This is a genomic window from Clostridium hydrogenum (assembly GCF_021432385.1).
Lineage (GTDB): Bacteria > Bacillota > Clostridia > Clostridiales > Clostridiaceae > Clostridium_S > Clostridium_S hydrogenum.
In genome coordinates, this window is sequence record NZ_JAEACT010000003.1 from 257,580 (window position 1) to 281,600 (window position 24,021).

29 protein-coding genes and 1 riboswitch are annotated in these 24,021 nt (G+C 29.6%); of the genes, 10 read left to right on the forward strand and 19 right to left on the reverse strand.

The genetic code is table 11. The annotated features are described in order from the left end of the window. Positions 1-210: 210 nt before the first annotated feature. The 5 genes from CUEA01_RS14485 to thiS are packed head-to-tail and all read right to left on the reverse strand — an operon-like array spanning position 211 to position 3,690. Complete coding sequence (locus CUEA01_RS14485; RefSeq protein ID WP_234122403.1) at positions 211-789, reverse strand: thiamine phosphate synthase; 579 nt, start codon at positions 787-789, stop codon at positions 211-213. Further along, positions 786-1,892 carry a 2-iminoacetate synthase ThiH gene (thiH, locus tag CUEA01_RS14490; RefSeq protein WP_234122404.1) on the reverse strand — a complete coding sequence of 369 codons (1,107 nt, stop codon included), beginning with the start codon at positions 1,890-1,892 and terminating at the stop codon, positions 786-788. The genes CUEA01_RS14485 and thiH overlap by 4 nt, the downstream gene beginning before the upstream one ends. 11 nt (positions 1,893-1,903) lie before the next feature. Then, the gene (locus tag CUEA01_RS14495) at positions 1,904-2,674 is read right to left on the reverse strand and encodes a thiazole synthase (protein WP_234122405.1); all 771 of its coding nucleotides are present in this window, start codon (positions 2,672-2,674) and stop codon (positions 1,904-1,906) included. A 19-nt stretch (positions 2,675-2,693) separates the two neighbouring features. Beyond that, positions 2,694-3,494, reverse strand: a complete 801-nt coding sequence (thiF, locus tag CUEA01_RS14500; protein WP_234122406.1) for a sulfur carrier protein ThiS adenylyltransferase ThiF — start codon at positions 3,492-3,494, stop codon at positions 2,694-2,696. Between the two features lies 1 nt (position 3,495). Continuing rightward, positions 3,496-3,690, reverse strand: coding sequence for a sulfur carrier protein ThiS (thiS, locus tag CUEA01_RS14505; RefSeq protein ID WP_234122407.1), 195 nt, complete (start codon positions 3,688-3,690; stop codon positions 3,496-3,498). A 213-nt stretch (positions 3,691-3,903) separates the two neighbouring features. Then, positions 3,904-4,010: riboswitch (TPP riboswitch) on the reverse strand. 153 nt (positions 4,011-4,163) lie between these two features. On the opposite strand from thiS, the gene CUEA01_RS14510 reads away from it, so the two are divergent. Beyond that, positions 4,164-6,491: a PEP/pyruvate-binding domain-containing protein gene (locus CUEA01_RS14510; RefSeq protein ID WP_234122408.1), complete on the forward strand. Its 2,328-nt coding sequence runs from the start codon at positions 4,164-4,166 to the stop codon at positions 6,489-6,491. Between the two features lie 260 nt (positions 6,492-6,751). Here CUEA01_RS14510 and CUEA01_RS14515 read toward each other — a convergent pair whose 3' ends face one another. Beyond that, positions 6,752-7,288 carry an HAD-IIIA family hydrolase gene (locus tag CUEA01_RS14515; RefSeq protein WP_234122409.1) on the reverse strand — a complete coding sequence of 179 codons (537 nt, stop codon included), beginning with the start codon at positions 7,286-7,288 and terminating at the stop codon, positions 6,752-6,754. A gap of 319 nt (positions 7,289-7,607) precedes the next feature. On the opposite strand from CUEA01_RS14515, the gene CUEA01_RS14520 reads away from it, so the two are divergent. The 3 genes from CUEA01_RS14520 to folK are packed head-to-tail and all read left to right on the forward strand — an operon-like array spanning position 7,608 to position 9,739. Then, positions 7,608-8,093 (forward strand): HD domain-containing protein, encoded by a 486-nt coding sequence (locus tag CUEA01_RS14520; RefSeq protein WP_234122410.1) that lies wholly within the window; start codon positions 7,608-7,610, stop codon positions 8,091-8,093. 13 nt (positions 8,094-8,106) lie between these two features. Next, positions 8,107-8,913, forward strand: coding sequence for a dihydropteroate synthase (gene folP / locus CUEA01_RS14525; RefSeq protein ID WP_234122411.1), 807 nt, complete (start codon positions 8,107-8,109; stop codon positions 8,911-8,913). A gap of 4 nt (positions 8,914-8,917) precedes the next feature. Next, the gene (gene folK, locus CUEA01_RS14530; RefSeq protein ID WP_234122412.1) at positions 8,918-9,739 is read left to right on the forward strand and encodes a 2-amino-4-hydroxy-6-hydroxymethyldihydropteridine diphosphokinase; all 822 of its coding nucleotides are present in this window, start codon (positions 8,918-8,920) and stop codon (positions 9,737-9,739) included. Positions 9,740-9,858: 119 nt separating this feature from the next. Here the strand turns inward: folK and CUEA01_RS14535 are convergent, their stop codons facing one another. The 5 genes from CUEA01_RS14535 to CUEA01_RS14555 form a co-directional block, all read right to left on the reverse strand. Beyond that, positions 9,859-10,416 carry a DUF6609 family protein gene (locus tag CUEA01_RS14535; protein ID WP_234122413.1) on the reverse strand — a complete coding sequence of 186 codons (558 nt, stop codon included), beginning with the start codon at positions 10,414-10,416 and terminating at the stop codon, positions 9,859-9,861. 145 nt (positions 10,417-10,561) lie between these two features. Further along, positions 10,562-11,725 (reverse strand): ABC transporter permease, encoded by a 1,164-nt coding sequence (locus tag CUEA01_RS14540; RefSeq protein WP_234122414.1) that lies wholly within the window; start codon positions 11,723-11,725, stop codon positions 10,562-10,564. A 16-nt stretch (positions 11,726-11,741) separates the two neighbouring features. Continuing rightward, positions 11,742-12,938, reverse strand: coding sequence for an ABC transporter permease (locus CUEA01_RS14545; protein ID WP_234122415.1), 1,197 nt, complete (start codon positions 12,936-12,938; stop codon positions 11,742-11,744). A gap of 11 nt (positions 12,939-12,949) precedes the next feature. Next, positions 12,950-13,888 carry an ABC transporter ATP-binding protein gene (locus CUEA01_RS14550; protein WP_234122416.1) on the reverse strand — a complete coding sequence of 313 codons (939 nt, stop codon included), beginning with the start codon at positions 13,886-13,888 and terminating at the stop codon, positions 12,950-12,952. Positions 13,889-14,008: 120 nt separating this feature from the next. Continuing rightward, positions 14,009-14,821, reverse strand: coding sequence for a nitroreductase family protein (locus tag CUEA01_RS14555; protein ID WP_234122417.1), 813 nt, complete (start codon positions 14,819-14,821; stop codon positions 14,009-14,011). Positions 14,822-14,961: 140 nt separating this feature from the next. On the opposite strand from CUEA01_RS14555, the gene CUEA01_RS14560 reads away from it, so the two are divergent. Further along, positions 14,962-15,297: a winged helix-turn-helix transcriptional regulator gene (locus CUEA01_RS14560; RefSeq protein ID WP_234122418.1), complete on the forward strand. Its 336-nt coding sequence runs from the start codon at positions 14,962-14,964 to the stop codon at positions 15,295-15,297. Between the two features lie 27 nt (positions 15,298-15,324). Here the strand turns inward: CUEA01_RS14560 and CUEA01_RS14565 are convergent, their stop codons facing one another. Beyond that, on the reverse strand, positions 15,325-15,948 hold the full coding sequence (locus tag CUEA01_RS14565; protein ID WP_234122419.1) for a glycoside hydrolase family 73 protein: 624 nt from the start codon (positions 15,946-15,948) through the stop codon (positions 15,325-15,327). A gap of 384 nt (positions 15,949-16,332) precedes the next feature. Between CUEA01_RS14565 and CUEA01_RS24960 the strand changes: the two genes are divergently transcribed. Continuing rightward, complete coding sequence (locus CUEA01_RS24960; RefSeq protein WP_268906186.1) at positions 16,333-16,461, forward strand: hypothetical protein; 129 nt, start codon at positions 16,333-16,335, stop codon at positions 16,459-16,461. Positions 16,462-16,490: 29 nt separating this feature from the next. On the opposite strand, the gene CUEA01_RS14570 is transcribed toward CUEA01_RS24960, so the two are convergent. Genes CUEA01_RS14570 through CUEA01_RS14585 form a run of 4 tightly spaced genes read right to left on the reverse strand, consistent with a single transcriptional unit; the run spans position 16,491 to position 17,933 of the window. Next, positions 16,491-16,964, reverse strand: a complete 474-nt coding sequence (locus tag CUEA01_RS14570) for a GNAT family N-acetyltransferase (RefSeq protein ID WP_234122420.1) — start codon at positions 16,962-16,964, stop codon at positions 16,491-16,493. Then, a complete protein-coding gene (locus CUEA01_RS14575) occupies positions 16,964-17,197 on the reverse strand; it encodes a hypothetical protein (protein ID WP_234122421.1) in 234 nt (77 codons plus the stop codon). The genes CUEA01_RS14570 and CUEA01_RS14575 overlap by 1 nt, the downstream gene beginning before the upstream one ends. A 41-nt stretch (positions 17,198-17,238) precedes the next feature. Then, on the reverse strand, positions 17,239-17,685 hold the full coding sequence (locus tag CUEA01_RS14580) for a type II toxin-antitoxin system VapC family toxin (RefSeq protein ID WP_234122422.1): 447 nt from the start codon (positions 17,683-17,685) through the stop codon (positions 17,239-17,241). Beyond that, positions 17,673-17,933, reverse strand: coding sequence for a hypothetical protein (locus tag CUEA01_RS14585; protein ID WP_234122423.1), 261 nt, complete (start codon positions 17,931-17,933; stop codon positions 17,673-17,675). Before CUEA01_RS14585 ends, CUEA01_RS14580 begins: the two co-directional genes overlap by 13 nt. Before the next feature lie 315 nt (positions 17,934-18,248). Between CUEA01_RS14585 and CUEA01_RS14590 the strand changes: the two genes are divergently transcribed. The 3 genes from CUEA01_RS14590 to CUEA01_RS14600 all read left to right on the forward strand — a co-directional run bounded on the left by CUEA01_RS14590 (position 18,249) and on the right by CUEA01_RS14600 (position 20,097). Further along, positions 18,249-19,151: a MerR family transcriptional regulator gene (locus CUEA01_RS14590; RefSeq protein WP_234122424.1), complete on the forward strand. Its 903-nt coding sequence runs from the start codon at positions 18,249-18,251 to the stop codon at positions 19,149-19,151. Between the two features lie 162 nt (positions 19,152-19,313). Then, positions 19,314-19,880 carry a TetR/AcrR family transcriptional regulator gene (locus CUEA01_RS14595; RefSeq protein WP_234122425.1) on the forward strand — a complete coding sequence of 189 codons (567 nt, stop codon included), beginning with the start codon at positions 19,314-19,316 and terminating at the stop codon, positions 19,878-19,880. 16 nt (positions 19,881-19,896) lie between these two features. Then, positions 19,897-20,097: a hypothetical protein gene (locus CUEA01_RS14600; protein ID WP_234122426.1), complete on the forward strand. Its 201-nt coding sequence runs from the start codon at positions 19,897-19,899 to the stop codon at positions 20,095-20,097. On the opposite strand, the gene CUEA01_RS14605 is transcribed toward CUEA01_RS14600, so the two are convergent. Beyond that, positions 20,098-20,874 carry an SDR family NAD(P)-dependent oxidoreductase gene (locus CUEA01_RS14605; protein WP_234122427.1) on the reverse strand — a complete coding sequence of 259 codons (777 nt, stop codon included), beginning with the start codon at positions 20,872-20,874 and terminating at the stop codon, positions 20,098-20,100. It abuts the gene before it with no gap. Between the two features lie 277 nt (positions 20,875-21,151). Here CUEA01_RS14605 and CUEA01_RS14610 point away from each other — a divergent pair, with 277 nt between their 5' ends. Further along, positions 21,152-22,162 carry an AraC family transcriptional regulator gene (locus CUEA01_RS14610; RefSeq protein ID WP_234122428.1) on the forward strand — a complete coding sequence of 337 codons (1,011 nt, stop codon included), beginning with the start codon at positions 21,152-21,154 and terminating at the stop codon, positions 22,160-22,162. On the opposite strand, the gene CUEA01_RS14615 is transcribed toward CUEA01_RS14610, so the two are convergent. Together CUEA01_RS14615 and CUEA01_RS14620 are read right to left on the reverse strand one after the other, a co-directional pair. Then, complete coding sequence (locus tag CUEA01_RS14615; protein ID WP_234122429.1) at positions 22,159-22,998, reverse strand: MmcQ/YjbR family DNA-binding protein; 840 nt, start codon at positions 22,996-22,998, stop codon at positions 22,159-22,161. The two genes, CUEA01_RS14610 and CUEA01_RS14615, sit on opposite strands and share 4 nt — an antisense overlap. Position 22,999: 1 nt before the next feature. Next, a complete protein-coding gene (locus CUEA01_RS14620) occupies positions 23,000-23,911 on the reverse strand; it encodes a carbon-nitrogen hydrolase family protein (RefSeq protein ID WP_234122430.1) in 912 nt (303 codons plus the stop codon). Positions 23,912-24,021 lie beyond the last annotated feature (110 nt).

Sequence of the window (24,021 nt, forward strand, 5' to 3'; positions counted from 1 at the left end):
TTTTGTCTACATATTTTGCTTTGCTTACTCACTGTAAAAAAGGTGAAAATAAAATAAAAAGGCTATGTTTCAAATAAGTGCGAAAATCAACACTTATTTAAAACATAGCCAATAAATAAAAACAAAAAATTAATGCGAATCAAATTGTTCTTCTATACACTTTGATTCGCATTTCTAATTCACTGTCTAATAAGCTTTTAATTATATATCTTATTTTATATTTTTTAAAAGCCTTTTTACAATTAACGGTTCTTCCATAATAGCTGACATCACAGCTGCTCCCCTAGCACCTGCATTTATTACATCTTTTATGTTTTTTTCACTAATACCCCCAATGGCAATTACAGGTATCGTTACTTTGTTTATAATATTCCTAATATAATTTAATCCTTTACCCTCTAATCCCGGTTTGCAGGAAGTTTCATATACATTACCACAAAGTAAATATGCAGCACCTTCTTTTTCAGCCTCAATTGCTTCTTCTAAACTATGAATTGACACACCTGTTTTTATATTAAATTTTTCTTGACTAATAAAATTTTCAAATCCAGTATGATAAGCATATGCCTTAACCTCTTCCGCTACTCTTAAGCTTCCATTTACAATTAAATTTGCATTATACTTATCTGTAATACTTTTAATTTTTATTGCCATTTCATAAAGTTTTTCATAATCAAGGTCTTTTTCCCTTAAAATTATATTTTCCGCTCCATATTCTAGTGCCTTATCTACTTTATCATATAAACTTCCACGCTTTATTAATTTCCTATTGGTAACCACATATATCATATTGTACTTTGGAAATCCTTAAATACAGGATTATATCCTAATTTTTTTATTGCCTCATACATTTCTTTTACACTTCTCTTATCATTAGTATCAAATTGACCTTCTCCCTTATCTTTACATGCATGTCCACCAACTTCTGTTGATACACCTGCAGACATTTTTGTTACTCCTATAGGAATAAGGCTATCTCTAAATTTTGCTGGTTCACGTGTAGTTATATTTGTACCTGCTCTTGGCAGAAACAATTTGTACGCTAAAATAACCTGTACGATATTTTTATCATTAACCTCATATATATCATCAAAACTTCCCGCATGAGGTCTTATTCTAGGTGCAGACATTGATATCTCAACGCTTGGAAATTTATTTTGAATATAAGCTGCATGAAGTCCTGTAAAAAATGCTTCACTTCTCCATTTATATAGCCCAAGAAGTGCACCGGTTCCTATGGAATGAATTCCAGCCTCGCAAACCCTCTCAGGTGCATTAAGTCTAAATTTGAAATTCTTTTTAGGTCCACTTAAATGAACTTTATCATATTTTTCTTCATTATAGGTCTCTTGATAAATTGTTAAACTATCTGCCCCAGCTTCAACAAGTTCCTTATATTCCTCTACTTCTAGTGGATATATTTCTATACATATTGAACTAAAATACTTCTTCAATATTTTTATGGCATCTCTTATATAAGCTACTGGTGTATGAATTTTTGATTCTCCTGTTAAAACTATTATATTTCTCATGCCGGTTTCATATATAGCTTTAGCTTCTTTTTCAATTTCTTCAAAACTAAGCTGCTTTCTCGCTATTTTGTTTCTCACATTATAACCACAATATGCACATCCATTTACACAATAGTTTGCAATATATATTGGAGTGTACAGTACAACTGTCTTTCCAAAATTCCTTAAGGAGAGTTGCCTAGCTTTTTGAGCTAACGGCTCCATATATTTTTCTGCTACTGGTGATAAAAGTTTTAAGAAATCTAATTCACTTAAGTTATCTTTACATAAAATATTTTCTATATCACTGCCTTTTACCTTAGATAAAAAATCATCAAAATCAAAATCTTTATATTGCTCTAATTTTTCATAAAAACTCATTTCTACACTTCCTATCTTAAAAATCCAGTAAGCGGTGATGAAGCTTCAGCATATTCTCTTTTGCCACCAAGCTTTGCTATATATGCTTTTCTTCCTGCTTCAACTGCAAGAGAAAATGCCTCCGCCATTAGTACAGGATTATCGGCTGTTGCTATAGCTGTATTTACAAGAACGGCATCAGCCCCCATCTCCATAGCAAGTGCTGCATCGGAAGGCTTGCCAATCCCAGCATCTACTACTACAGGAACTTCATTTATTTCTTCGATTAAAATTTTTATCATTTCTTTTGTTCTAAGACCTCTATTAGTACCAATAGGGGCTCCAAGCGGCATTACTGCAGCTGCTCCCACATTTACAAGTCTTCTTGCATCCATTAAATCAGGATTTATATATGGAAGTACAACGAAACCTTCCTTTGCAAGTGCTTCTGTAGCCTTTATAGTTTCATAATTATCTGGCAGCAAATATTTATTATCTGAAATAACCTCTATTTTAATCCAGTTTCCGCAACCTGCTGCCTTTGCAATTTTAGCAAGTCTTATAGCTTCCTCTGCATTTCTAGCACCCGATGTATTTGGCAAAAGCTTTAAATCCTTATTAACAAAATTAAGTATGTTGTCTTCTTCGCTAGAAGTAGTATCTACTCTTCTAAGAGCAACAGTTAAAACTTCTGCCCTTGTTTTTTCCATAATTTCAGGAATTATTTTATTAGAACTTAACTTACCTGTTCCAACAAAAAGTCTATTTTTAAGCTTAGTTCCTCCTATAATAAGTTCATCCATTTATTAAAACCTCCAAATTTTATTCTTCACCCATTATTATTCTTAGGACTGCATTTGCCTCATGATTTGCTGCTATAGAAACTCTTGGTGCCATAAGTCCCATGCCTGGTCCAGCACCATTTTCTCTGTCACCAACTAAATAAAAGCTATCATTTATTTTAGTTGTGCAAATTGAATTACTTGAAAAATATCCAGCCATACCTGAAGCTGCAACTATCTTTTTATTCTTCATTTTTGTAAGTACTTCATTTGTAATTAGTGCTTTTGAAACAGGATTGTCAAAAGCTTCAACAATTATATCCACATCATTAAAAATATCTGCTGTATTATTTTCATCTATAAAGGTATCTACTGTGTCAACCTTAACAAAAGGATTGCACCAGGATATTATCTCCTTTAAGGCATCAGTTTTTTTCATACCAATATGCTTAACAAAATACTGTTGTCTATTGAGGTTGCTTGGTTCAACAATATCAAAATCCACCAATAAAAGCCTGCCTATGCCAATTCTCGCTAGTGATACTGCCACGTTGGAGCCAAGTCCCCCAAGCCCAGCTATTCCAACAGAAACTTTTTTAACTTTTTCATGAACATTAGGTGTATGCCTAGCCACAAGCTGTGCTTCCATCTCTTCTTTACTTGGAATTTCGCCCTTTTTTATAAATACAATACTATCACCAGCTTTTAACGCTAAATCCTCTTTTACAATAAAACCATTATATATAACTAAATCCGCATCTTTTTTTATTTGCTCTTTAAGACTAAAAAGTGTACTTTCATTAGAAACGTCTTTTAATTCTTCATTAACATAAATTTTCACCTTAGCCGCCTCCAACAAACCTTATGAGTTCTACCTTTGAAGTTGTAGAAAGTTTTTTTTGATTATATTCATTTTTATTTATTATCTCCAAGTCTACTTCTACCACTACTTTGTCTTCATCAAGCTTAATTTCCTTTAGCAGTTCTTTAACGGTAATACCTTCTTTAAAGTTCATTTCTTTTCCATTTACTATCATAAACCCACCTCAATTATAGTTAAACCAGTTCAACTATTGAAATTTATGTGCACCATAGCCTTAGAATATGGCATTTTGGTACAAATTAATTTCAAGTTTCACGGTGGTTTATCTTTATTTAAAAAATAAAAAGAGAGAAACAAAAACTGTTTCCCTCATAATCTACTATTTTCCATATTCTAAATACACAAATTCTGCGCAGAACTTTATGTTAAATATGAATTAACTATTCCCTACGTTGGCATTATCCAAATCAGGTTATGAGGGTCTGGAATCACATTCCACTCTCAGCCTGTCAACAGGCTCCCCAGCTACACTATTAAATTTTACATTTTTAATTTACCACATTAAGAAAAAAATTGCAAATAAATTATGTATTATTTTTGCAATGCTATTTTTTTTGTAAATATTGTAATTTCGCTCAAAATGCATTAATATTATATATTGCATATATATATGGGGGGGGGAAAAATATGATTATTTTTGGTACAAAATCTGAAACTCTTGAATACTTATCTAAGGTCATTACTAATGCTAAAATTATTCCTCAAATACGCTTAACCGTAACTGAATGGATTAACAATAGTCATAAAATAGTTAATTTAATAAAAGAAAAAAATTGGATTAACATTCCTCTAATAGTAAGAAGTAGCTCTACATCTGAAGATAATTCAATCCATTCATTAGCTGGGTGCTTTCTTTCTATACCTAATGTTGTTGGTGAAACTCAAATATGCACTGCAATTACAAAGGTTATAGAATCTTATAAATCTTTAAATTTAAAAGATCAAGTTTTTATTCAACCTATGCTGAAAAATGTAAAGTTCAGTGGTGTTGCTTTTAGTAAAGATCCTAATTCTTGCAGTGACTATATCGTTATAAACTATGATGATTACACATATACTACAGATTCCGTTACTTCTGGGAAAACTAATAATTTAAAAACCTTTTATTATTATAAGCATTCCAAAGTACCTCCTAATATAGATAAAAAACTTCTTCATATTGTAAATTTAATTAAGGAACTTGAAAGTTTACTTTCCACAGATTCATTAGATATTGAATTTGCATTTGATGATATGGACGATTTATACCTTCTTCAAGTAAGACCACTTATTGTAAACTTAGCCACTCACAATACTAAAAATAAGGATTTTATTTACGAATTAAAACAAAAGATACAGCAACTTAATACAAAGCATCCCTATTTATATGGTGATAAAACTATTTATGGTGTAATGGCCGATTGGAATCCTGCTGAAATCATAGGTATTAGACCAAAACCTTTGGCATTATCGCTTTATAAAAAATTAATTACAGATGAAATTTGGGCATATCAAAGAAATGAATATGGTTATAAAAATGTTATAGGTTTTCCCTTATTAATAGATTTTTACGGATTACCTTATATAGACTTGCGAGCAAGCTTTAACTCATTTTTACCAGCTAACTTATCAAAAAACTTATGTGAAAAACTAGTTAACTATTATATAAACTCTCTTATAAAATTTCCTAGCTATCATGATAAAATAGAATTTAAAATAGTATTTTCGTGTTACACCTTTGACACTGAAAAAAAACTTAATGAACTTTTATGTAAAGGTTTTAATAAAATTGAATGTAAAGAATTAAGTGATAGTCTTCAAAGGTTAACCAATAATATAATAACTGACAGCAATAAGCTGTGGAAAAATGATATACAAAAAATTATGGAACTAAAAAAAAGAAGAGAATTAATTTACAATAGTAATTTAGACATAATTTCCAAAATATACTGGTTACTTAAGGATTGCAGCACTTATGGTACCTTGCCGTTTGCAGGTCTAGCGCGCTGTGGATTTATAGCTATAGAATTCTTAAATTCTCTCGTTAATAATGGTGTTTTGTCTCAAAATGATTATCAATGTTTTATGAAATCACTTAACACCGTAAGCTCTAAAATTAGATACGATTTTAATCATATAAGTAAGGAAGACTTTTTAAATAGATATGGTCATTTAAGACCGGGAACCTATGATATTCTTTCTTCAAGGTATGATGAAAAACCTGACTTATACTTTGATTGGGGTACTTCAAATAGTGAAAAAAACTATACTAATACAAATTTTAGCTTATCTTCAAGTCAAATTTCTAAAATAGATAAACTGTTAAAAACATATAATTTTAATTGTAGCTGCGTAGAATTATTTGATTTTATTAAAACCTCCATAGAATTTAGAGAATACTCAAAATTTATATTTACTCATAATCTAAGCGATGCTCTTTTACTATTCAAAGAACTTGGCTTTAAAAATAATTTTACACTTGAAGATTGCTCATATGCAAATATTAATTGCATAAACGAATTGTATTCCTCTAACAAAAATGTAAAGCTAACTTTAGCCAATAGCATAAACGAAGGTAAGAAAATATACGAAACTACAAAACAAGTTATACTTCCGCCGCTTATAGTAAATTGTGCTGATATTTTAGCATTTCATGTACCAAGATCAGAGCCTAATTTTATTACACAAAAATCAGTAATATCAAAAATTAAAAACATAGATACTTCTAAACAAAATCTAAAAAATAGCATACTAATGATTCCTGAGGCAGACCCAGGATACGATTGGATATTTTTGCATGACATTGCTGGTTTTATTACAATGTATGGCGGAATAAACTCACACATGGCAATAAGAGCTGGAGAACTTGGCATTCCTGCCGTTATAGGGGCTGGGGAAACCTTATATAAAAAATGGTCTGCTGCAAATATTCTAAAAATAGATTGTGCAAACAAACAGGTTACTGTAATCAGGTAAATATATTGCGAAATATTAAACCAAAGTACAAAGTATAAAGTACAGAGTACAAAGAAGGATGATTTTCTTCCGCTTTGCTACAGAAAATCTTATAACTTATTTTTGATTGCTTACGCAATCGCATCATTACTGTTGTCAGCGAAGCTAACAACAGTTAAGTTTAAGATTTACCTGACGTAAGGAAAGGTAAATCATCCTTCTTTGTACTTTATACTTTGTACTTTGTACTCTGAATAATAGTTCCCAATGTTTAAATAATTTTATAAATAATTTTCTACTACCATCCATTTTACAGCATCTAAAAGATTTTTAGCCGAATAATCTATTTGCACTTTTCCATCCTGTTTTTCGTTTGCTTTTAAAGAATCGCTTCCAACACCAGTTTCTACTAATATTTTGTGTGCCTCTACCTTTTCAGCTGCTTGCATATCAGTTAACCTATCACCAATTACCATACATTCTGAAAAATTTAATTTATATTCCTCTGATGCTTTTAGTAATAAACCTGTTTCAGGCTTTCTACAGTTACAATGCTCTTTAGGACTATGAGGGCATATATATGCATTGTCTACTCCAAACCCTAACAATTCCTCTAAAAAATTTCCTATTGTAGCTTTTCCAAGTGAAATTCCTGGTTGATTAGTAAATGCAAAAATTTTTACTTTATGAGCTTTAAGTATCTTAAATGCTTCCTTTGTAAATGAATATAATTCAAAATCACCAGGATAAATTACTTCACTGCCCCCGCCCATTGTTCCATCTCTATCAATAAAAACTGTTTTAATTTTATTCTTCATAACCGTATCCTCATTATTATCATATTTTATATATATTTAAAAAAGTTGTACTCATTTGACTTTGTTTACATTTATTATTATATTACAATATGCTTATATATTCTATGCTTTTAGTATTATTATATTAAAAGTACATGCAATTTGATATATTTATTTCTGTTAATTTATTAATTTAATTTTTAAAAGCCATATAAAGACAAACCACTTGGTATTTGTAATTTCAATTTTCACGGTGGTTTATCTTTAATTGAACTGTTTTAACTCTATCACTATTTTTTATGATATAATATTCTAAAAAATATCAGCATAGGAGTTAGCTATGGATAAACAGGATAGAATAAATCTAATATTTCACAATAATAAATTCAATGAATACTTAGCTAAAAATAAAGTTCTAGAAAAGCACAGAAAATTTTGCCGTCACAACATAAACCATTTTTTAGATGTGGCTAGAATTGCATACATAATATCACTTGAGGAAAAATTAAACTTAAAAAAGGATATAATCTATGCAGCAGCACTTTTACATGACATTGGAAAGTGGCAGCAATATGAAAATGGTATTTCTCACAATGAGGCAAGTGCAAAACTTGCTGTAGAAATTTTAAAAACTGCTAATTTTAATGAAGCTGAAATAAGCTTAATAACCACTGCCATAAAAAATCACCGGCAAGAAAATACAGCTTCAAATTTAAGCCATATATTGTATAAAAGTGATAAACTTTCGCGAAAATGCTTTAAATGCAAGGCTTTAAATGAATGCAATTGGGCTGATGATAAAAAAAATTTTGATATAACATTTTAAGGAGTTAATACAAATGAAAATTGGAAATAAAAACTTTAACCTTGGTGAAAGAACTTATATTATGGGAATTTTAAATGTAACGCCGGATTCATTTTCTGATGGTGGCAAATTTAACAATATTGAAAAGGCATTAAAGCATGCAAAAGAAATGCTAGAGCAAGGTGCTGATATAATAGATATAGGCGGTGAGTCAACTAGGCCAACTCACACTCCTGTTCCTTGTGAGGAAGAAATTAAAAGAGTTATACCTGTAATAGAAGCTTTATCAAAGGAAATTGATATACCTATTTCAATTGACACTTATAAGGGAGAGGTTGCAGAGCTTGCAGTTAAAGCTGGTGCTGCTTTAATTAACGATGTTTGGGGCTTCAAGAAAGATTCTTATATTTCAAAGGTTGCCGCAAAATATGATGTTCCCTGCTGCCTTATGCACAATAGAGCCGATACAAATTACAAAGATTTTTTAACAGATGTCCTTAATGATCTTAATGAAAGTATAGATATAGCCTTAAATGCAGGAGTTAAAGCTGAAAATATAATACTTGACCCTGGCATAGGCTTTGCCAAAAGTTATGAACAAAACCTTATCTTAATGAATAATTTAGAAAAGCTTAAAGGACTAAATTATCCAGTACTTCTTGGAACTTCTAGAAAATCAATGATAGGAAATACGCTAAGCCTGCCACCAGAAGAAAGAGTAGAAGGAACTGTTGCAACCTCTGTAATTGGAATAATGAAAGGCTGCGACTTTGTAAGAGTTCATGATGTACTAGAAAATAAAAGAGCCTGTGTAATGACAGATGCCATAGTTAGGAGATAGTATTTTGGATAAGATATTTATTAAAGATTTAGAAGTATTTGCTCATCATGGAGTTTTAGAAGAAGAAAAAAAATTAGGTCAAAAATTTTTATTGTCTTTAGAACTTGACCTTAACTTAAAAAAAGCTGGTACTACAGATGATTTAAGCAAAACAGTAAATTATGCTGAACTTTGCAGCAAGGTTGAAATTGAATTTAAAAAAGAAAAATATGACCTCATAGAAACTGCTGCTGAAAAAACTGCCGAATTTATTTTACTTAATTACAACCTCGTAAAAACAGTAAAATTAACTTTAAAAAAACCTTGGGCTCCTATTTTAAAGCCATTAGATTATGTTGCTGTACAAATAGAGCGTTCCTTACATTCAGTTTACCTTGCCCTTGGCTCTAACCTCGGAGATAAGAAGAAAAACTTAGAGGATGCCTTAAACTTAATTGATTTAAATCCTCTATGTAAATTATGTAAGGTTTCAAATTTTTACACAACTGCTCCTGTTGGCTATTTAGATCAAGACGACTTTTTAAATGCAGCTGCAGAAATCAAAACCTTAATGTCACCTTCAGAATTAATGGATTTTCTTCTTGAAATTGAAAAAAAGCTTAAAAGAGAAAGAAAAATTCACTGGGGACCAAGAACAATTGATTTAGACATACTCTTATATGATGACATTGTAACAGAGGATGAACACATAATAATACCTCACCCAAGAATGCAAGAAAGACTTTTTGTATTAGAGCCATTATGTGATATAGCTCCATATAAATTGCATCCATTATTAAATAAGAGGATTATTGATATAAAAAATGAAATAAAGGCTATGTTTTAAACAAGTGTGAAAATCAACACTTATTTAAAACATAGCCAAATAAAAAAACAATTGACTTGTCCCATTTAAGACAAATCAATTGTTTTTTATTACAACCTCAAAATACTAGCAATTATTTTTTATTCACTAATTATTTTTCTAGTTTTTATAAGTATAATACCAAATATAACCTTAATAATTCCATCTATAATTCCAAAATAATAAAAGCTAACACTTGGTTCAAACATTCCAACTAATGAATTGATAGCTAAAGGAATCGATAAAATCAAAAGAAGTTTTCCATGAACAAGTGAAAACGGAATAAAGTGAATTGCTGTTGCAAGTAATGCTCCAAGCCATATCATTCTGTAATTATAAGTTGCAAAATATCTTCCTGATATTAATAACATAATTATAAACATAAATAGTATTGATATACATGATATTCTATTTTGAAACTTTGAGTTCTCTCCAAGAGAAAAATGTTTTTCTACGAATTTACTTCTAAGCATCATAAACATCCCAAAGCTATATCCCACTCCAAATACAAAAGGATTTAAACAATTACTCCCACCAGTTATAGTACCAAATATAATTATAACGCCAATCCATATAAGCCACATACCGCAGCGTCCTTTATTAAGAAAGCTTAATTTTTCATTTTCCTTATATCCTAATTTATAAAACAATGTTTCCATATGCAAATCCCCTCACTCATTTAATTTATGAGTTTATTATACAGAGATTTTCTAAATGCCACCATTGAACTAAGTCATGAAGTTAATATTATACAGCATTACTTTGGTCATAGTCATAGAATTTTTTTAGTGTGACGAAGCTTTGTTACTTCGCGGTTTCTCGAAATTGTAATGCTCCTGCTGCAAAGAATACTCCTGCAAATAAAAGCAATATAAAAAGTTTTGGAAGAATATCAAAAACTCCTGAATTTTTAAGTATTACATCATTTAATGCTGATATTGCCCAGTTTTGTGGAGTAAAATATGATATTTTCTTTAAAGCTTCTGGGAAATTAGGGATTTGATCAAGCGGCATAAAGCTTCCACCTATTGCACAAGTTAAGGTAACCATAAGCGATACTATGGGTGATATTTGTTCTTCACTTTTAGCCCATCTTGCAGCAACAATTCCAGCACTCAAAACTACTAAATCAAGTGCTAAAAATACAAGCATAACAGAAAGCATAGATTTTCCCCAGTAAATATTAAATACAAACTTTGTTATAGTGACAAGTAGTGCGGACTGCATAAATAAAATCACAAACATTGATAAAAATATTGACCCAAGTATTTCTGAATTGGAATTTGGAGTAGATAAGCTTCTAAAAAGTATTTTTTCCTTTCTAAGTGCATATAAATCCATAACAATGTACATCATTGAATACATTAAAAAACTTACAATTAAATTTGAAGACACAGTTCCCGCTAAATTTTGTACTCCAGCATGCGTAATATAGTTTGAGCTTACAGTAACATATTTATCATTTGAAGCTTTTTTCATATCACTGTTAAATTTATTCTTATCTACCTTAACACCTAATTTAATAACGTTCCTTAACGTACTATTCTCAATTATTTTCTTACCTATATATGCATTCACTTGATTTATAATTGAAGAATCCATATCTCCATTTTCCGTTTTTAAAATTTCAACAGATGGTTTTTCTCCATTTTGTATTTTCTCTGTAAAGTTATCCGGGATAACTAAAACAAGACCTTCTACATTTTGCTTTATTTTAGTTTTTGCATCTTCATAAGAAAGTTTATCTATTACAAAAGCTTGTTTCTCTAAACTTTTCAAAAGACCTTTTCCTTCTATTCCGCTATCTTTATTTACTACCCCAATATTTATAGATGCATTTGATTTAGAACCACTTAGCAAAAATGTCACAAGGCAAACTACAACCGTTGGCATTAAAATTGTAAGTAGAAATACTTTTTTACTTTGAATAAGAAGTCTTTTTAAATGCAGCCATGCCATATATATCATATTAAATCCCTCCAACTTAACCGTATACTTTACTTTTTCTTTTGGCTATTAAAGTACCGATTGATATTCCAACTACTCCAACAGCAAAAATTATAACCAAGTTCATCGTAATACTTGACATGCTATTTCCAAGCATTAATTTATTATAAGCATCACCAATCCAGTAATTTAATGTAAATTTCATATAATTAACCTTAATTGCAGCATTATCTACGTAATAAAAGGAGCCACCAAAACATGCAAATAACATTATAATTGGAACGCAAATCATATTTAATATTTTGGTATTTTTGAATACACTCATCAAAAATGCTGTTATTCCCGTTAAAGCAAAAGCCTGCAAAATAATCATAGAAAGAATTTCAATTAAATTTTTACTCCAAACAATTCCAAGTGCACAATTTATAATTACATAAGCCCCTATAAATGCTGCAGAAATACAAAATGCTAAAACAAGTTTTTCAACATAAAGCTTAAAATAAGTTACACTTGTGGACATAAGCCTATTCATAGTTCCATTTTTAATTTCCTTAATCATCATAGTTGCTGCAACAATTGCTATAAAAAAGCCTGTAAAAGCAAGCATAGAGCCCGCAAAATACTGTGTTGCAGTGATTTTTTTATAGAGTTTTAAACTTGTAACTTTTGAATAATTGCCTGTACTTAAAGCTACAGTTTCAGGTACTATTTTAGAAATTATAGCATTAACTTTTTGTTTACTATTAACATTGCTTTTTAAAGTACTTATAACCATACTATTGTTATTTATAACATCCAAATAAGAATTTATTATTCCATATACTACTTCAGTCTCCCCACTTGCTGACAAGGCTTTAAGCATTTTAATATTAGTTTTCGTACCATTCTGGATGCTCGTGGAAAATCCTTTTGGTATTTCAATAGCTGCATCAATTTTCCCATTTTGAAGTTTCTTTTTTATATCCTCCATATTAGTTTCATTATTAAAATCTATAAACTTTTTAAGCTTATCATTTTTAAATATTGTTTCAATTCCATTAGAATACTTGCTTTTATCATAATCTACAAATGCAAGTTTAACCTTCTGCAAATTTCTATCTGGATTAACAGTATTTTTATACATTGCCCCATAAAAAAATGCTAGTGATATTGGAAATATAAGCATCGTAAATATATACAGCTTTATGCTAGATGAAAAATTTTTTATATCTTTTATAAACATAGCTTTAAACATATCTTCGCCCCCTAATCCCTAAGACTTTTGCCAGTCAAACTTAAAAATACATTTTCAAGACTAGGTGCTTCCATATTTACATTTTTTATTTTTACTCCAAACTTAATTAAGTTTTCAATAACATAATTTAAGCTTTCACTGGAATTTTTTAGTACTAGACTTAATTCTGGTGATGAATAGCTTACTTTTCTAACTCCCTCTATCTCCTTAAGTTTAAGTTCCATCTCTTCTTTATATCCCTCAACAAAAATCTTTGCATTTTCTTCATCTGTAACCATTCTCTTTATATCTTCCTTGCTTCCATACGCTATTATCTTGCCTTCATCCATTATTGCAAGTTTACTGCAAAGATGCTCTGCTTCTTCCATATAATGAGTCGTATAAATTATTGTTGTTCCAAGTTTTTTATTTAAATTCATTGTGTACTCAAGTATATGGTTCCTAGATTGAGGATCTATACCAACTGTTGGCTCATCCATAATTATTATCTCCGGATGATGCATAACCGCTGCTGCTATATTTAACCTTCTTTTCATTCCACCGGAATAAGTTTTTACCTTTTCCCTTATTTTTTCATTAAGTCCTGCAGCTTCAATAACTTCATCCATTCTTTCCTTAAGCTTTGCACCTCTAAGTTTATACATACTTCCCCAAAAATTTAAATTATCATAACCCGATAAGTCCTCATAAAGGCATATCTCCTGTGGAACAAGTCCTATATATTCTTTTGCCTTTATTTTTTGCTTGTCTATATCGTAGTTACCTATTTTAATTATTCCCTTATCCTTTTTTACAAGTCCACATACCATTGATATCAAAGTAGATTTACCAGCACCATTAGGTCCGAGAAGACCAAATATCTCCCCTTTTTCAATGTTCATATTTATATTATCAACAACTAACTTATCATCATATCTTTTAGTTATATTTTTTAGCTCTACAATATTCATTTTAAAATTCCTCCTGTTTCAACTTATAGGTTTATTATACAAGGAATTTTAATATGCTACCATTGAAGTAGGTCATGATTTTTTTATCTAAGCATTACTTTTGTCATGGACTTTACAAGTTTATTCAACAAAGCTAACTTCTAGTGGATTTCTATTAACTAATCTCTGAAACTTATATTTGGGATATCCAACCATAACAGCTCCAGTTATCATTTTATCTTTTCCAATACTAAGCAAATTTAACAGTGGTGCATATTCTGCAAAAGCACACATTTCAAATAATCCAGCCCAACAACTTCCTAAACCTAAAGATGTCGCAAAAAGCTCCATATAGGTAAACTGTGAAATTGTATTTTGTCTACCGTTTTTAAAATCCTTAGCTGCAATTCCTAAAATTAGATTAGGTGCATCTCGAAGTACTACATCATCTCCACTTTTCTTGTAATCTTTAACATGAGCAGAAAAACTCCAGTATCCTGATGCCTTATTTACTTCTTCTTCCATCCATTCCATGACAACTTCAGTCATTTTTTTAATTAACTCTTTATTTTGAATAATAATATATGAAATTCCTTGACTATTACTTGCAGTAGGAGCAAGCCTTGCAATATTAACTAATCTTGTGAGCTTTTCTTTTTCTACAGGTATATCCTTATAACATCGAATTGACCTACGTGATCTAAGAAACTTTTCTGCTACTATTTCATCTATAACAGGAAATTTTTCTAATTTAACTTGCTTTTCTAAAGGCGCCTTTACATTATCAATTGCACTATTAGGACACACCGCCGTACATTGTCCACAACCTATACAAGCTTTTTCAACAACCTCTCTTGGTCCATCCTCTTCCATATGTAAAAACTTTGTTGGACACACTTTTGTACAAATCCCACATTTAATACATTTTTCTTTATTTACCTTAATTAATTTCATCCTCTACACCTCATATTACTTAAAATTTGTATAAGAAAAATACTTACGTTATAATAATATACATCAATGTAATACTTAACAAGTACGCACTTATAAGTGGTATAGTAACCATTTGTATACTATTTGAGGAGATGTTTCTGATGATAAAATATAAAGATACAGAATACCAATGTTCTATGGAATTGACTTTGGATATAATAGGTGGAAAATGGAAACCAATTATTCTTTGGTATTTGAGTTCTAGCACTCTAAGATTTGGGGAATTAAAAAAGAAGATGCCTAAAATAACACAAAAAATGCTTACTCAGCAACTTAAATCACTTGAAGAAAATGAGCTTATTAATAGAGTTGTATATAATGAAATACCTCCTAAAGTAGAATATTCCCTTACTGATAAGGGAAAAACTCTTGTTCCAATTTTAGCAGGTCTATCCGAATGGGCACATGAATATATAAATTCAAATAAGGCATATTAAAGAAAATAACAATGCTTCGTAGCATTGTTACTTCGCACTATCATATTTATCTAATTTGTATTTTTTTATTAATGCTATAAGCTCGTTTGCATAATTGGGATCTGTGGCATAGCCTGCTGCTTGTATTGCTTCTGCCTGCTCCGTATAGTTAGCTGCTGTAAATACACCATGTTGCTTATAGGTACTATTTTTCAGTAAAAAATTTACGTGATCTTCAATGCTTTCACTCCAACTGTCATAGGAACGAAATACTGCTGCCACTACAACATCTGAGTTACCGTAATGTTCTTTAGTTTTCATTGTTATTGTCTTGCCCGTCCACTTATTGGCTTTTATACCAAATAAATTATTGGCTTTCTTCGTTAATGCGGATTTGCCTGTATCGCTCTCCAGCATTGCTTGGGCTAAAGTAATTGATGCAAATATTTTATATTCTTTATAGCCTTGTTCAGCATAAGGTGCAACAGTATTAATAAATTTTTGTCTCGCTATTTTATTTTTATCTACTTTGATGGTTGTATCTTTATTAGTACTTGGATTAATTAATAAACACAATACCGGCATTAAAATAACAAACATTATTACTATAGCTATTCCTAAAATTACATTTCTTTTTTTCTTCCCTACTCCTATCTTAGGATTCATAATCATCTAGAGCATCCCCTTAAGTACCTATATATTTAAATAATATTATAATAATTTTACCATACTATATATTATCCAATCAAATTAACATCTAGTAAATTTATATTAACTAATCTCTTAAATTTATTTTCTATATGTTCATGAATATATAGAAAATAAATCATAACAATATCTTTCTACACATTGAGATTGATAAATTTAAAACGAATTATTATATACGTTTACAAACCAATTTTCAATATATAACAAAATAATTTTACAGTTTGTTTAATTTTTATTAACATTTTATTCATATATTAAAACGATTTCCATTTTGCATTATATTTGAAATTAGAATATTATATACATGTAATAAAAATTAATAAATTTTCTACAAGGAGGATTATTTATATGAAAGATTTTATAAAGAAATTTTTTAGCAAAGATCATTTAATGATGCTTGGATTAGCTCTTAGCCCAGATCTTATAAGAGAATTAAATTTACAAGAAAATAAGGAAAGCACTAAAAAGGCTGCATAGATTTTTAAAGAAAAACTATGCAACCTTTTTTATAACAAATTTTTAATGTACCACACATCACAAGCATAGTGCTCAGTTCCAATTAAAGGTTTGTCTAATTTACTAAATCCATTTTTTGAATAAAACTTATTTGCAGCAACCATATTAGAAAAAGTTTCAAGGTAACATCTTTCGTAGTAACTGCTAGCAAATTCCAAAGCCAAATCAAGTAATTTCCTTGCAACTCCCGTTCCCCTTGCTTCCTTTAATGAGTACATTTTCTGCAATTCACATACATTTTCTGCACCTTCTAAAGGTCCAATACCACAACCAGCTACTATCCTATTATCCTTTTCTACAACCCAATACTTGGATTTTTCATTTTGATAAACTTCATAAAAACACCCTAAATTAGGATCAGTCCAAGCGCAGCCCGGCTTGTTTGCACCAAATTCTACTAAACAAGATCTAATAAGCGCTTCAACTTGTTCATTATCTTTCTTTTGTATTTCTCTTATTAACATTATGTCCCTCCAATAAAGTTTTTGTATTTATTATATATTATTTTCAAATCATCAAATACTAAATCTTTCACATCTTTCTTTCCCAATAAATAAAACATATTAGCAATTGCCGATATATAATTTACTGTTGAAGACTTTTTATAATGTTTCAAAAAATCATCAATTATTAATTGAGTTTCTTTGGTCAACTTCTCCATCATTTGTTTATTATCTATTTTATTTTTACTTAGCATTATTAATCAACTTCATTTATAGTTTTCCTCTACTATTACACTTATATATAATCATTAATTATAATACACTTAATTTCTTCCATGTTTTTAAGCCTTATATCTTTAGTTATAAATACATCAGAACCCTCTTCAATACCAGTTGCTATAAAAATAGCATCAGGTGTTTTAAATCCATATTTAGCTCTAAGTTCTGCAGCTACTATAGCTATATTTTTATCAATACTTTTAACTGCCAAATTTGGGAACGTCGATATTACAGCTTTGTAAGCACGTGCTAAATTTTCATTATTATCTTTAAGTGGTTTTGTTAGAACTTCTGTTAAAACTAAAATTGATGTTATTCCATAAACTTGCCCTTTTTCAATTTTCTGAAAGACATCTTTAGCTATATCAAAATATTGAGGATGTTTTTCCATAAGATAAATAAACAAATTAGTATCTATTAAAATCCTTTTATACTTTTTTAATTCTTCTCCTATTTGTCCCATTTATCTCTCTCCTGTTTTATATACTCCGTTCCACCAACACTTTGCCACATCTCATCACCTAACCCAGATAAGAAATCAGTATATGACTTCGGCTTTTTCATTAAAAATAAAGAGTTGCTTTTTTTATCATAATCCCATATAAACTCATCACCAAGTTTTTCTTTTATCACATCAATTAATTCTTCAGGTATAATAATTGTTTTATAATGATTAGTATCCAAATTAGCATATTCATTTACATGCTTCATATTAGTACGCCTCCTTATCTATTATAAAAATATTATAACACATTTAATATTTGCTAAACATTCATATCTTATTTTAACTAAATACTGCAATAAGGCATCTTAAAAAAAATAATAAGTCCAAATTGAGAGATAGTTTTGTGTAATACAAGAAACTGTAACTCGTTAATACTGGTTGTCTTGGCGTGTTATAGTGACGAAGGATTACGCGAAAATAGCCGAAAGTTGGACTTGTTATTTTCTTTAAGATGCCTAAATATAAATTTCTTGACATTCCACCTTGTAGAAGGTATTTAATGATATTAAGGGGGCTTTAACATGAGAATTAAAGAAGTAGAAAAAATATTAGGAATATCAGCAAAAAACATTAGATTTTATGAAAAGGAAGGACTATTGTTTCCAAAACGAAATCTTGAAAATGGCTATAGAGAATACTCTGTTATTGATGTTAAAACTTTAAAAAAAATAAAATTACTCAGAAAATTGGGTATTTCTATTGAAAATATTCGCTTATTGCAAACTGGTAAAATTACACTTAGTGATATATCAACCAAGCAAATATGTAATTTTGATAAACAACTTAGTAATTTAAATGAAATTAAGGATTTATGCAATGAAATAAAGAATTTAAATATATCTCTAGAAGAAATAGATACTGATTTATGGTTATGTAAAATGGATGATTTAGAGAATAAAGGAACTAGATTTATGAATATAAGTAATGATGAAATTATAAGGTTTTTACCAAATAAATTTAAAATGGAATACTACGAATCAATTGCTAAAAATGGAGAAATTAGCTCTTTCCTTTTAAACAAAATTACTAATTATTTTGAAGACATTTATACTCAAAAAGTAAATATGGAAAATTTATTTCTTAATACTTTAAAAAATGCAAGTGCTGAAGAAAAATCTAATCTATTAAACTTGCTAAAAGAAAATAATATTGAATTATATGAAAAAATATTAATAAAATTATTTAATTTCGAGGATATAATAACCCTAGATAAAGATTTTGCAAAAAATATTATTGAAAAATTTGATAATGAAACTGTTGTAAAAGCATCAATGGGAGCTTCTCCTAGAGCTAATGAGTATCTTCAAATGTTACTTTCAAATATTGATTTTAATAAAGAAAAAGAATCAATTGGAAGTATTCAAATCAGTGAAATAGAAACTATGCAGGAAAAAATAATGAATAAAATTAATGAATATTTGTAGTATATTATTACAACAAATATTCTATACTTACAATTCTGACAAATTATAATTTATATAATTCCTATCATTTACATATTTTATATAGTTTGGTATACTGAACATGTTCAAATCAAGTTCAAATATATACAAAAATAAACCAGTTCAACTATAAAGGAGTAATTTATGAATTCTAAAGATACCGATGCTAAGAAAAAAATAATACAAGTAACCATGGATATATTAAATGAAGTAGATGAACCAGATAAAATAACAATACGACAAATTGCTGAGAGAGCAAATGTTGGGGTTGGACTAATAAATTATCACTTTCAATCAAAGGAAAATTTACTTTACAAAGCTGTTTCTGATACCATGAGTGAACTAGCAGAAACTTTACAAAAATCAAAGAACGGAGAAACAAAAAATCCAATACAAAAATTAAAAGAAATGCTCAAAGAACTTGTAGATTTCACTATACATTACAATAAACTCAGCAGGATACTTGTGTCACATACTATGCAGCAAGGTAATATGCAAGTACCACTTTATATAATGCCAATAATAAGAGAAATATATGGGAGCAAAAAAAATGAAATTGAAATGAGGATAATTGCCCTTGAAATAATATCAACACTTCAGGTAATTTATATAGGTTCGGAAGATTTTCAAATATACACAGGTATGGATATTAGCAATAAAGCACAAAGGGATAAGCTTATTGATACTATAATAAGCGATATTATTAAATAATACTGGAGGGTTTTAAATGAAAATAATATCTTTAACAGTAGGAATATTAACCATTGTTCTTCTATTATCAACATTAATTTGCGGTTCTTGGATTAAAGCTAAAGGACTTACAAATGATGCTAGTTCTTTAGCTTTTCACGCAAAAATAGGAATTGCATCGGTTATATTTGGATTGCTTTCTGCTATTCTTTTAATTATCCAAGTTATAAAACATTAATTATTTTTTCATCATATTCATTCCAAGCTTTGTAACAACATTTCTTGGAATGAACCTCACCGCTTCAGTCATAATTTTATTATAAATTCCAGTAACAACTATTGATTTATTGTTCATTAAAGCTCTATATCCTTTTTCTGCTACATCACTGGCATTTAAAAGTTTCCCCCTAAAAAGTTTTATATTTTCAATATTTGCTCTTTTGGCAAAGCTTGTCTTCGTAGCTCCAGGGCAAAGAGTAGTGACCGTTACACCTGTGCCCTTTAATTCTTCTTTTATTCCCTCTGAAAAATATAGCACAAAAGCCTTAGAAGCACAATAAACTGAATTTAACGGACAAGGTTGAAAAGAGCCTGTAGAACCTAAATTAAGTATTTTGCCATATCCTCTTTCAACCATACCTTTAACATACAAACTAGTTAGCTTTGTAAGTGAAAACATGTTTAAATACATCATATTTAAACTATCATCTACATTGACTTCGTGAAAATTACCATATACTTGTATCCCTGCATTATTAACTAAAATATCAATCTGTATTGAATTTTTCTCTGTATAATTAAATATTTCCTCCGATGACAATGGCTCTGATAAATTTTTTACAATATTAATAACCTTTATTTTACTATTTTCCTTTAAAACTATTGATTTAGCTTTTTCAAGTCTTTCTATATTTTGAGAGACCATGACTAAGTTGTAATTATTTCTAGCAAATATTTTGCAAAGTTCCAAACCAATCCCACTTGATGCTCCTGTAATTAATGCTGTTTTATTCATATTTTATCAACCTCACTAAAGTATAAATTAAATTTCACTATATTTATACCTTATTTACTCGGCTTTTTATATGACAGTTCGTGCAAAATACTTGACATCAAACGCAAATGCAAATAAAATTTGTATAATTAGAGATAAACCGCTTGAAACTTCAAAATTAATTTGTATCAAAATGCCGTCTTCTGGGAATTATGATGCAAATTGATTTTGATAGTTGAAACGGTATATCTATAACGTTTTAAAATTTGTATAGGATGGTGAATATATGAATCCTTCCATGTCAATTTCTGCAACAAAAATTTCTGCCTTTTTAATGGAATTTGATAATAATTATAACATTAGCATAGATGAAGTTATTGCTTTTTCAAAGGTTAATAAATCAATATTATCATCACCAGATAACAGATTATCAGGACTTGAAGTAAAAAAAATCATAGAAGCTGCTAAAAGTTTAACTAAGGATAGCTATATTGGTCTTCACCAAGGACAGAGACTCTCAAAGGGGTTTTCAAATATTTTAGGATATGTTTTAATGAATTGCTCTACCTTAAAAGAATGCTGGACAAAGTATTGTAGATATGAAAAGCTTATTGATAGTACAAGCGCTTCTAGTTTTGAACTTTTAAAAAATAAAGCAGTACTTAACAATATAACCTTAGATCCTTCTTTAAAAGATAACATACAATTTTCCGACTTTAAACTTTCCGGAATGCTTTCATACATTAAATTATTATGTGGCAAGAATATTCAACTGATTGAAGTTCATTTCACACATTCAAAACCTAAAAATATTTGTGAATATGAAAAAGTCTTTCAAAGTAACCTACTCTTTGAAAAGGCATCCAATGCGTTAATATTTAATAGTAATTTGTTAAGTACGCCCGTGCTAGAACCCAACAAAAGCTTATTACATCTATTTGAAAAAAACGCCAATACTGCAATTGAAGAATTAAATACTAATGCTTGCTATAATGATAAAGTCACTAAAATAATTACTGAAGAATTACTAAAATCCAATCTAATTTCAATTGAAACTATTGCTAAAAAGTTATCCTTAAGCGTAAGAAGCTTGCAATTACATTTACATAAAGAAAATACTTCTTATGCTGAATTATTGAAAGACACTCGTAAAAATATAGCTGTTAACTATCTTACTAATCCTAATATCACAATAGCTGAAATTGCATATGTGCTTGGTTTCTCAGAAGTTAGTGCCTTTCATAGAACTTTCAAAAGTTGGACAGGGCTTACGCCAGCTAAATTTAGACTTAAGCATAAAACATTTTAAAAGCATATCTCTATAACTTTCTCTTTAACTAAATAAAGCTCATCTTCAATGCTTTTTTTCATTTCCAATGCCTCTTTCAGCTTAACCCCTCTTTTTTTGCAGTGTTCTTTAAGAAGTTCATCATTTATATTCAAATAAATAATAATGTCACTTTCTATAGGAACTGTAGCAAATACAGGCTCATTAGGTCTTGTTTTAATTTTTTCTTTTACATAACCATCCATTATCTTGCCAATTTCTGATGTCCACGGAGTTTGACATACAATTTTTGTTTCATCTTCATTTAATAAACGAAATATCTCCTTATCCATGTCTCTGCAATTATCCAGCTTATTAGTTAAATATGATTTTCCACAGCAGGTTGTCCCCACAACACAAATTCTTTCATTTGCACGTTTTCTAAATATATTATCTAAAACAGGAATCAATTTTTCATCACTAATTTTTATTGTCATATTGAAAGGCTCATCTTCTTTTTCTGCTAAAAGCTTTTGGACCTTCTTTGGGAAACTTTTTATAACCGTGTCATATGCTTGATCTATCATAATTAAAAGCTCATTTTCTGAAATTTTATCAATATAAACAGTGTTCCAATAAGGCTGCTGAACAGGTGGACAATGATATCCTCGCACTACTACTCCCGGATAATGTTGTCTATAAAAATCACCAAGCACAGCATCACACTTTAAGGTTATTTTATAGTCATTCTTTAGAGGATATATTTGCGCAAATATCTTTTTGTTTATCTTAATACAAATAGGAGCATCTCCAAATGGATAATCAATATATGCTCTATTTTTATTACAGCAGTATTGTATTATTTCATTACATTTCATTTTAATTCACTTTTCCAAAGTTAGGATCATCTAAAATCTCTTGATACATTTTAATGTATTTATCTGGTCTAAAGTCTGTTCCATCAACTGCTTCATTATACTTGTACAAAAATCTTGTTGATAAACCTAAATCTATGGTTTCTGTGTACATTCCTTCTTGATCAGCGCCCTTTTCATTGAATGGCAAACCTGTATAATAATGTACTTGCCATGTTTCTCTTGCAGGGCCCATTATACTGCTTCCACCCCAAAAATAATTGTCCACATCTAAGCCGCATAAGTTTGCTGAAGCAATGAAGATTCCATTTGTTATGCAATTAGCTTCCAAGTTCGTTCTTGCAAGACTTGGTCCATGACAATGTGCATATGCAGTACTATTTATATAAAGCCTTGCACCTTTAGCCACATAATAACGCGTCATTTCAGGGAAACAATATGAATCATAACAAATTGCAAGACCTATTGGTCCCCATGGAGTATCTAAAAGCATTGGCTTATCTCCTCTTACTGCCCAGTTTGGCTCTGGTGCTGGAAGATGCATTTTCCTGTAAGAACCATATAAACCTTCTGGGGTAAACACAGCAAGAGAATTATATATTTTACTTGCATCGTCTTTATCTCTTTCTGGCATTCCTAAAACAACATACATATCAAGCTTTTTAGCTAAAGCTTCAATTTCATCTGTCGATGGTCCTGGAATTGTTTCTGCAAGCTTAGTTTGCATCTTTTCAGCTTTTGGAGTTGACTCTATATCATCATAGCTAGTAAGACTCATTTCTGGAAAAACAATAAAATCCGAACCTTTCTTTGCTGCCGCTTCTATGTAACCTTTAATTCTATTTAAATTTGTTTCTTTGTCTCCCCATACAGCATTGAAATTTACAACTGATAATGTGATTATATCCTTATACATAAAAACCCTCCTAAGTAATTTAATTCCCATTTACTCAATTTTACATTTTATGTACAATTTTATCAAACATGAGAAGTCATGTTATTTTAACATTTTTGATTATTTAGTAA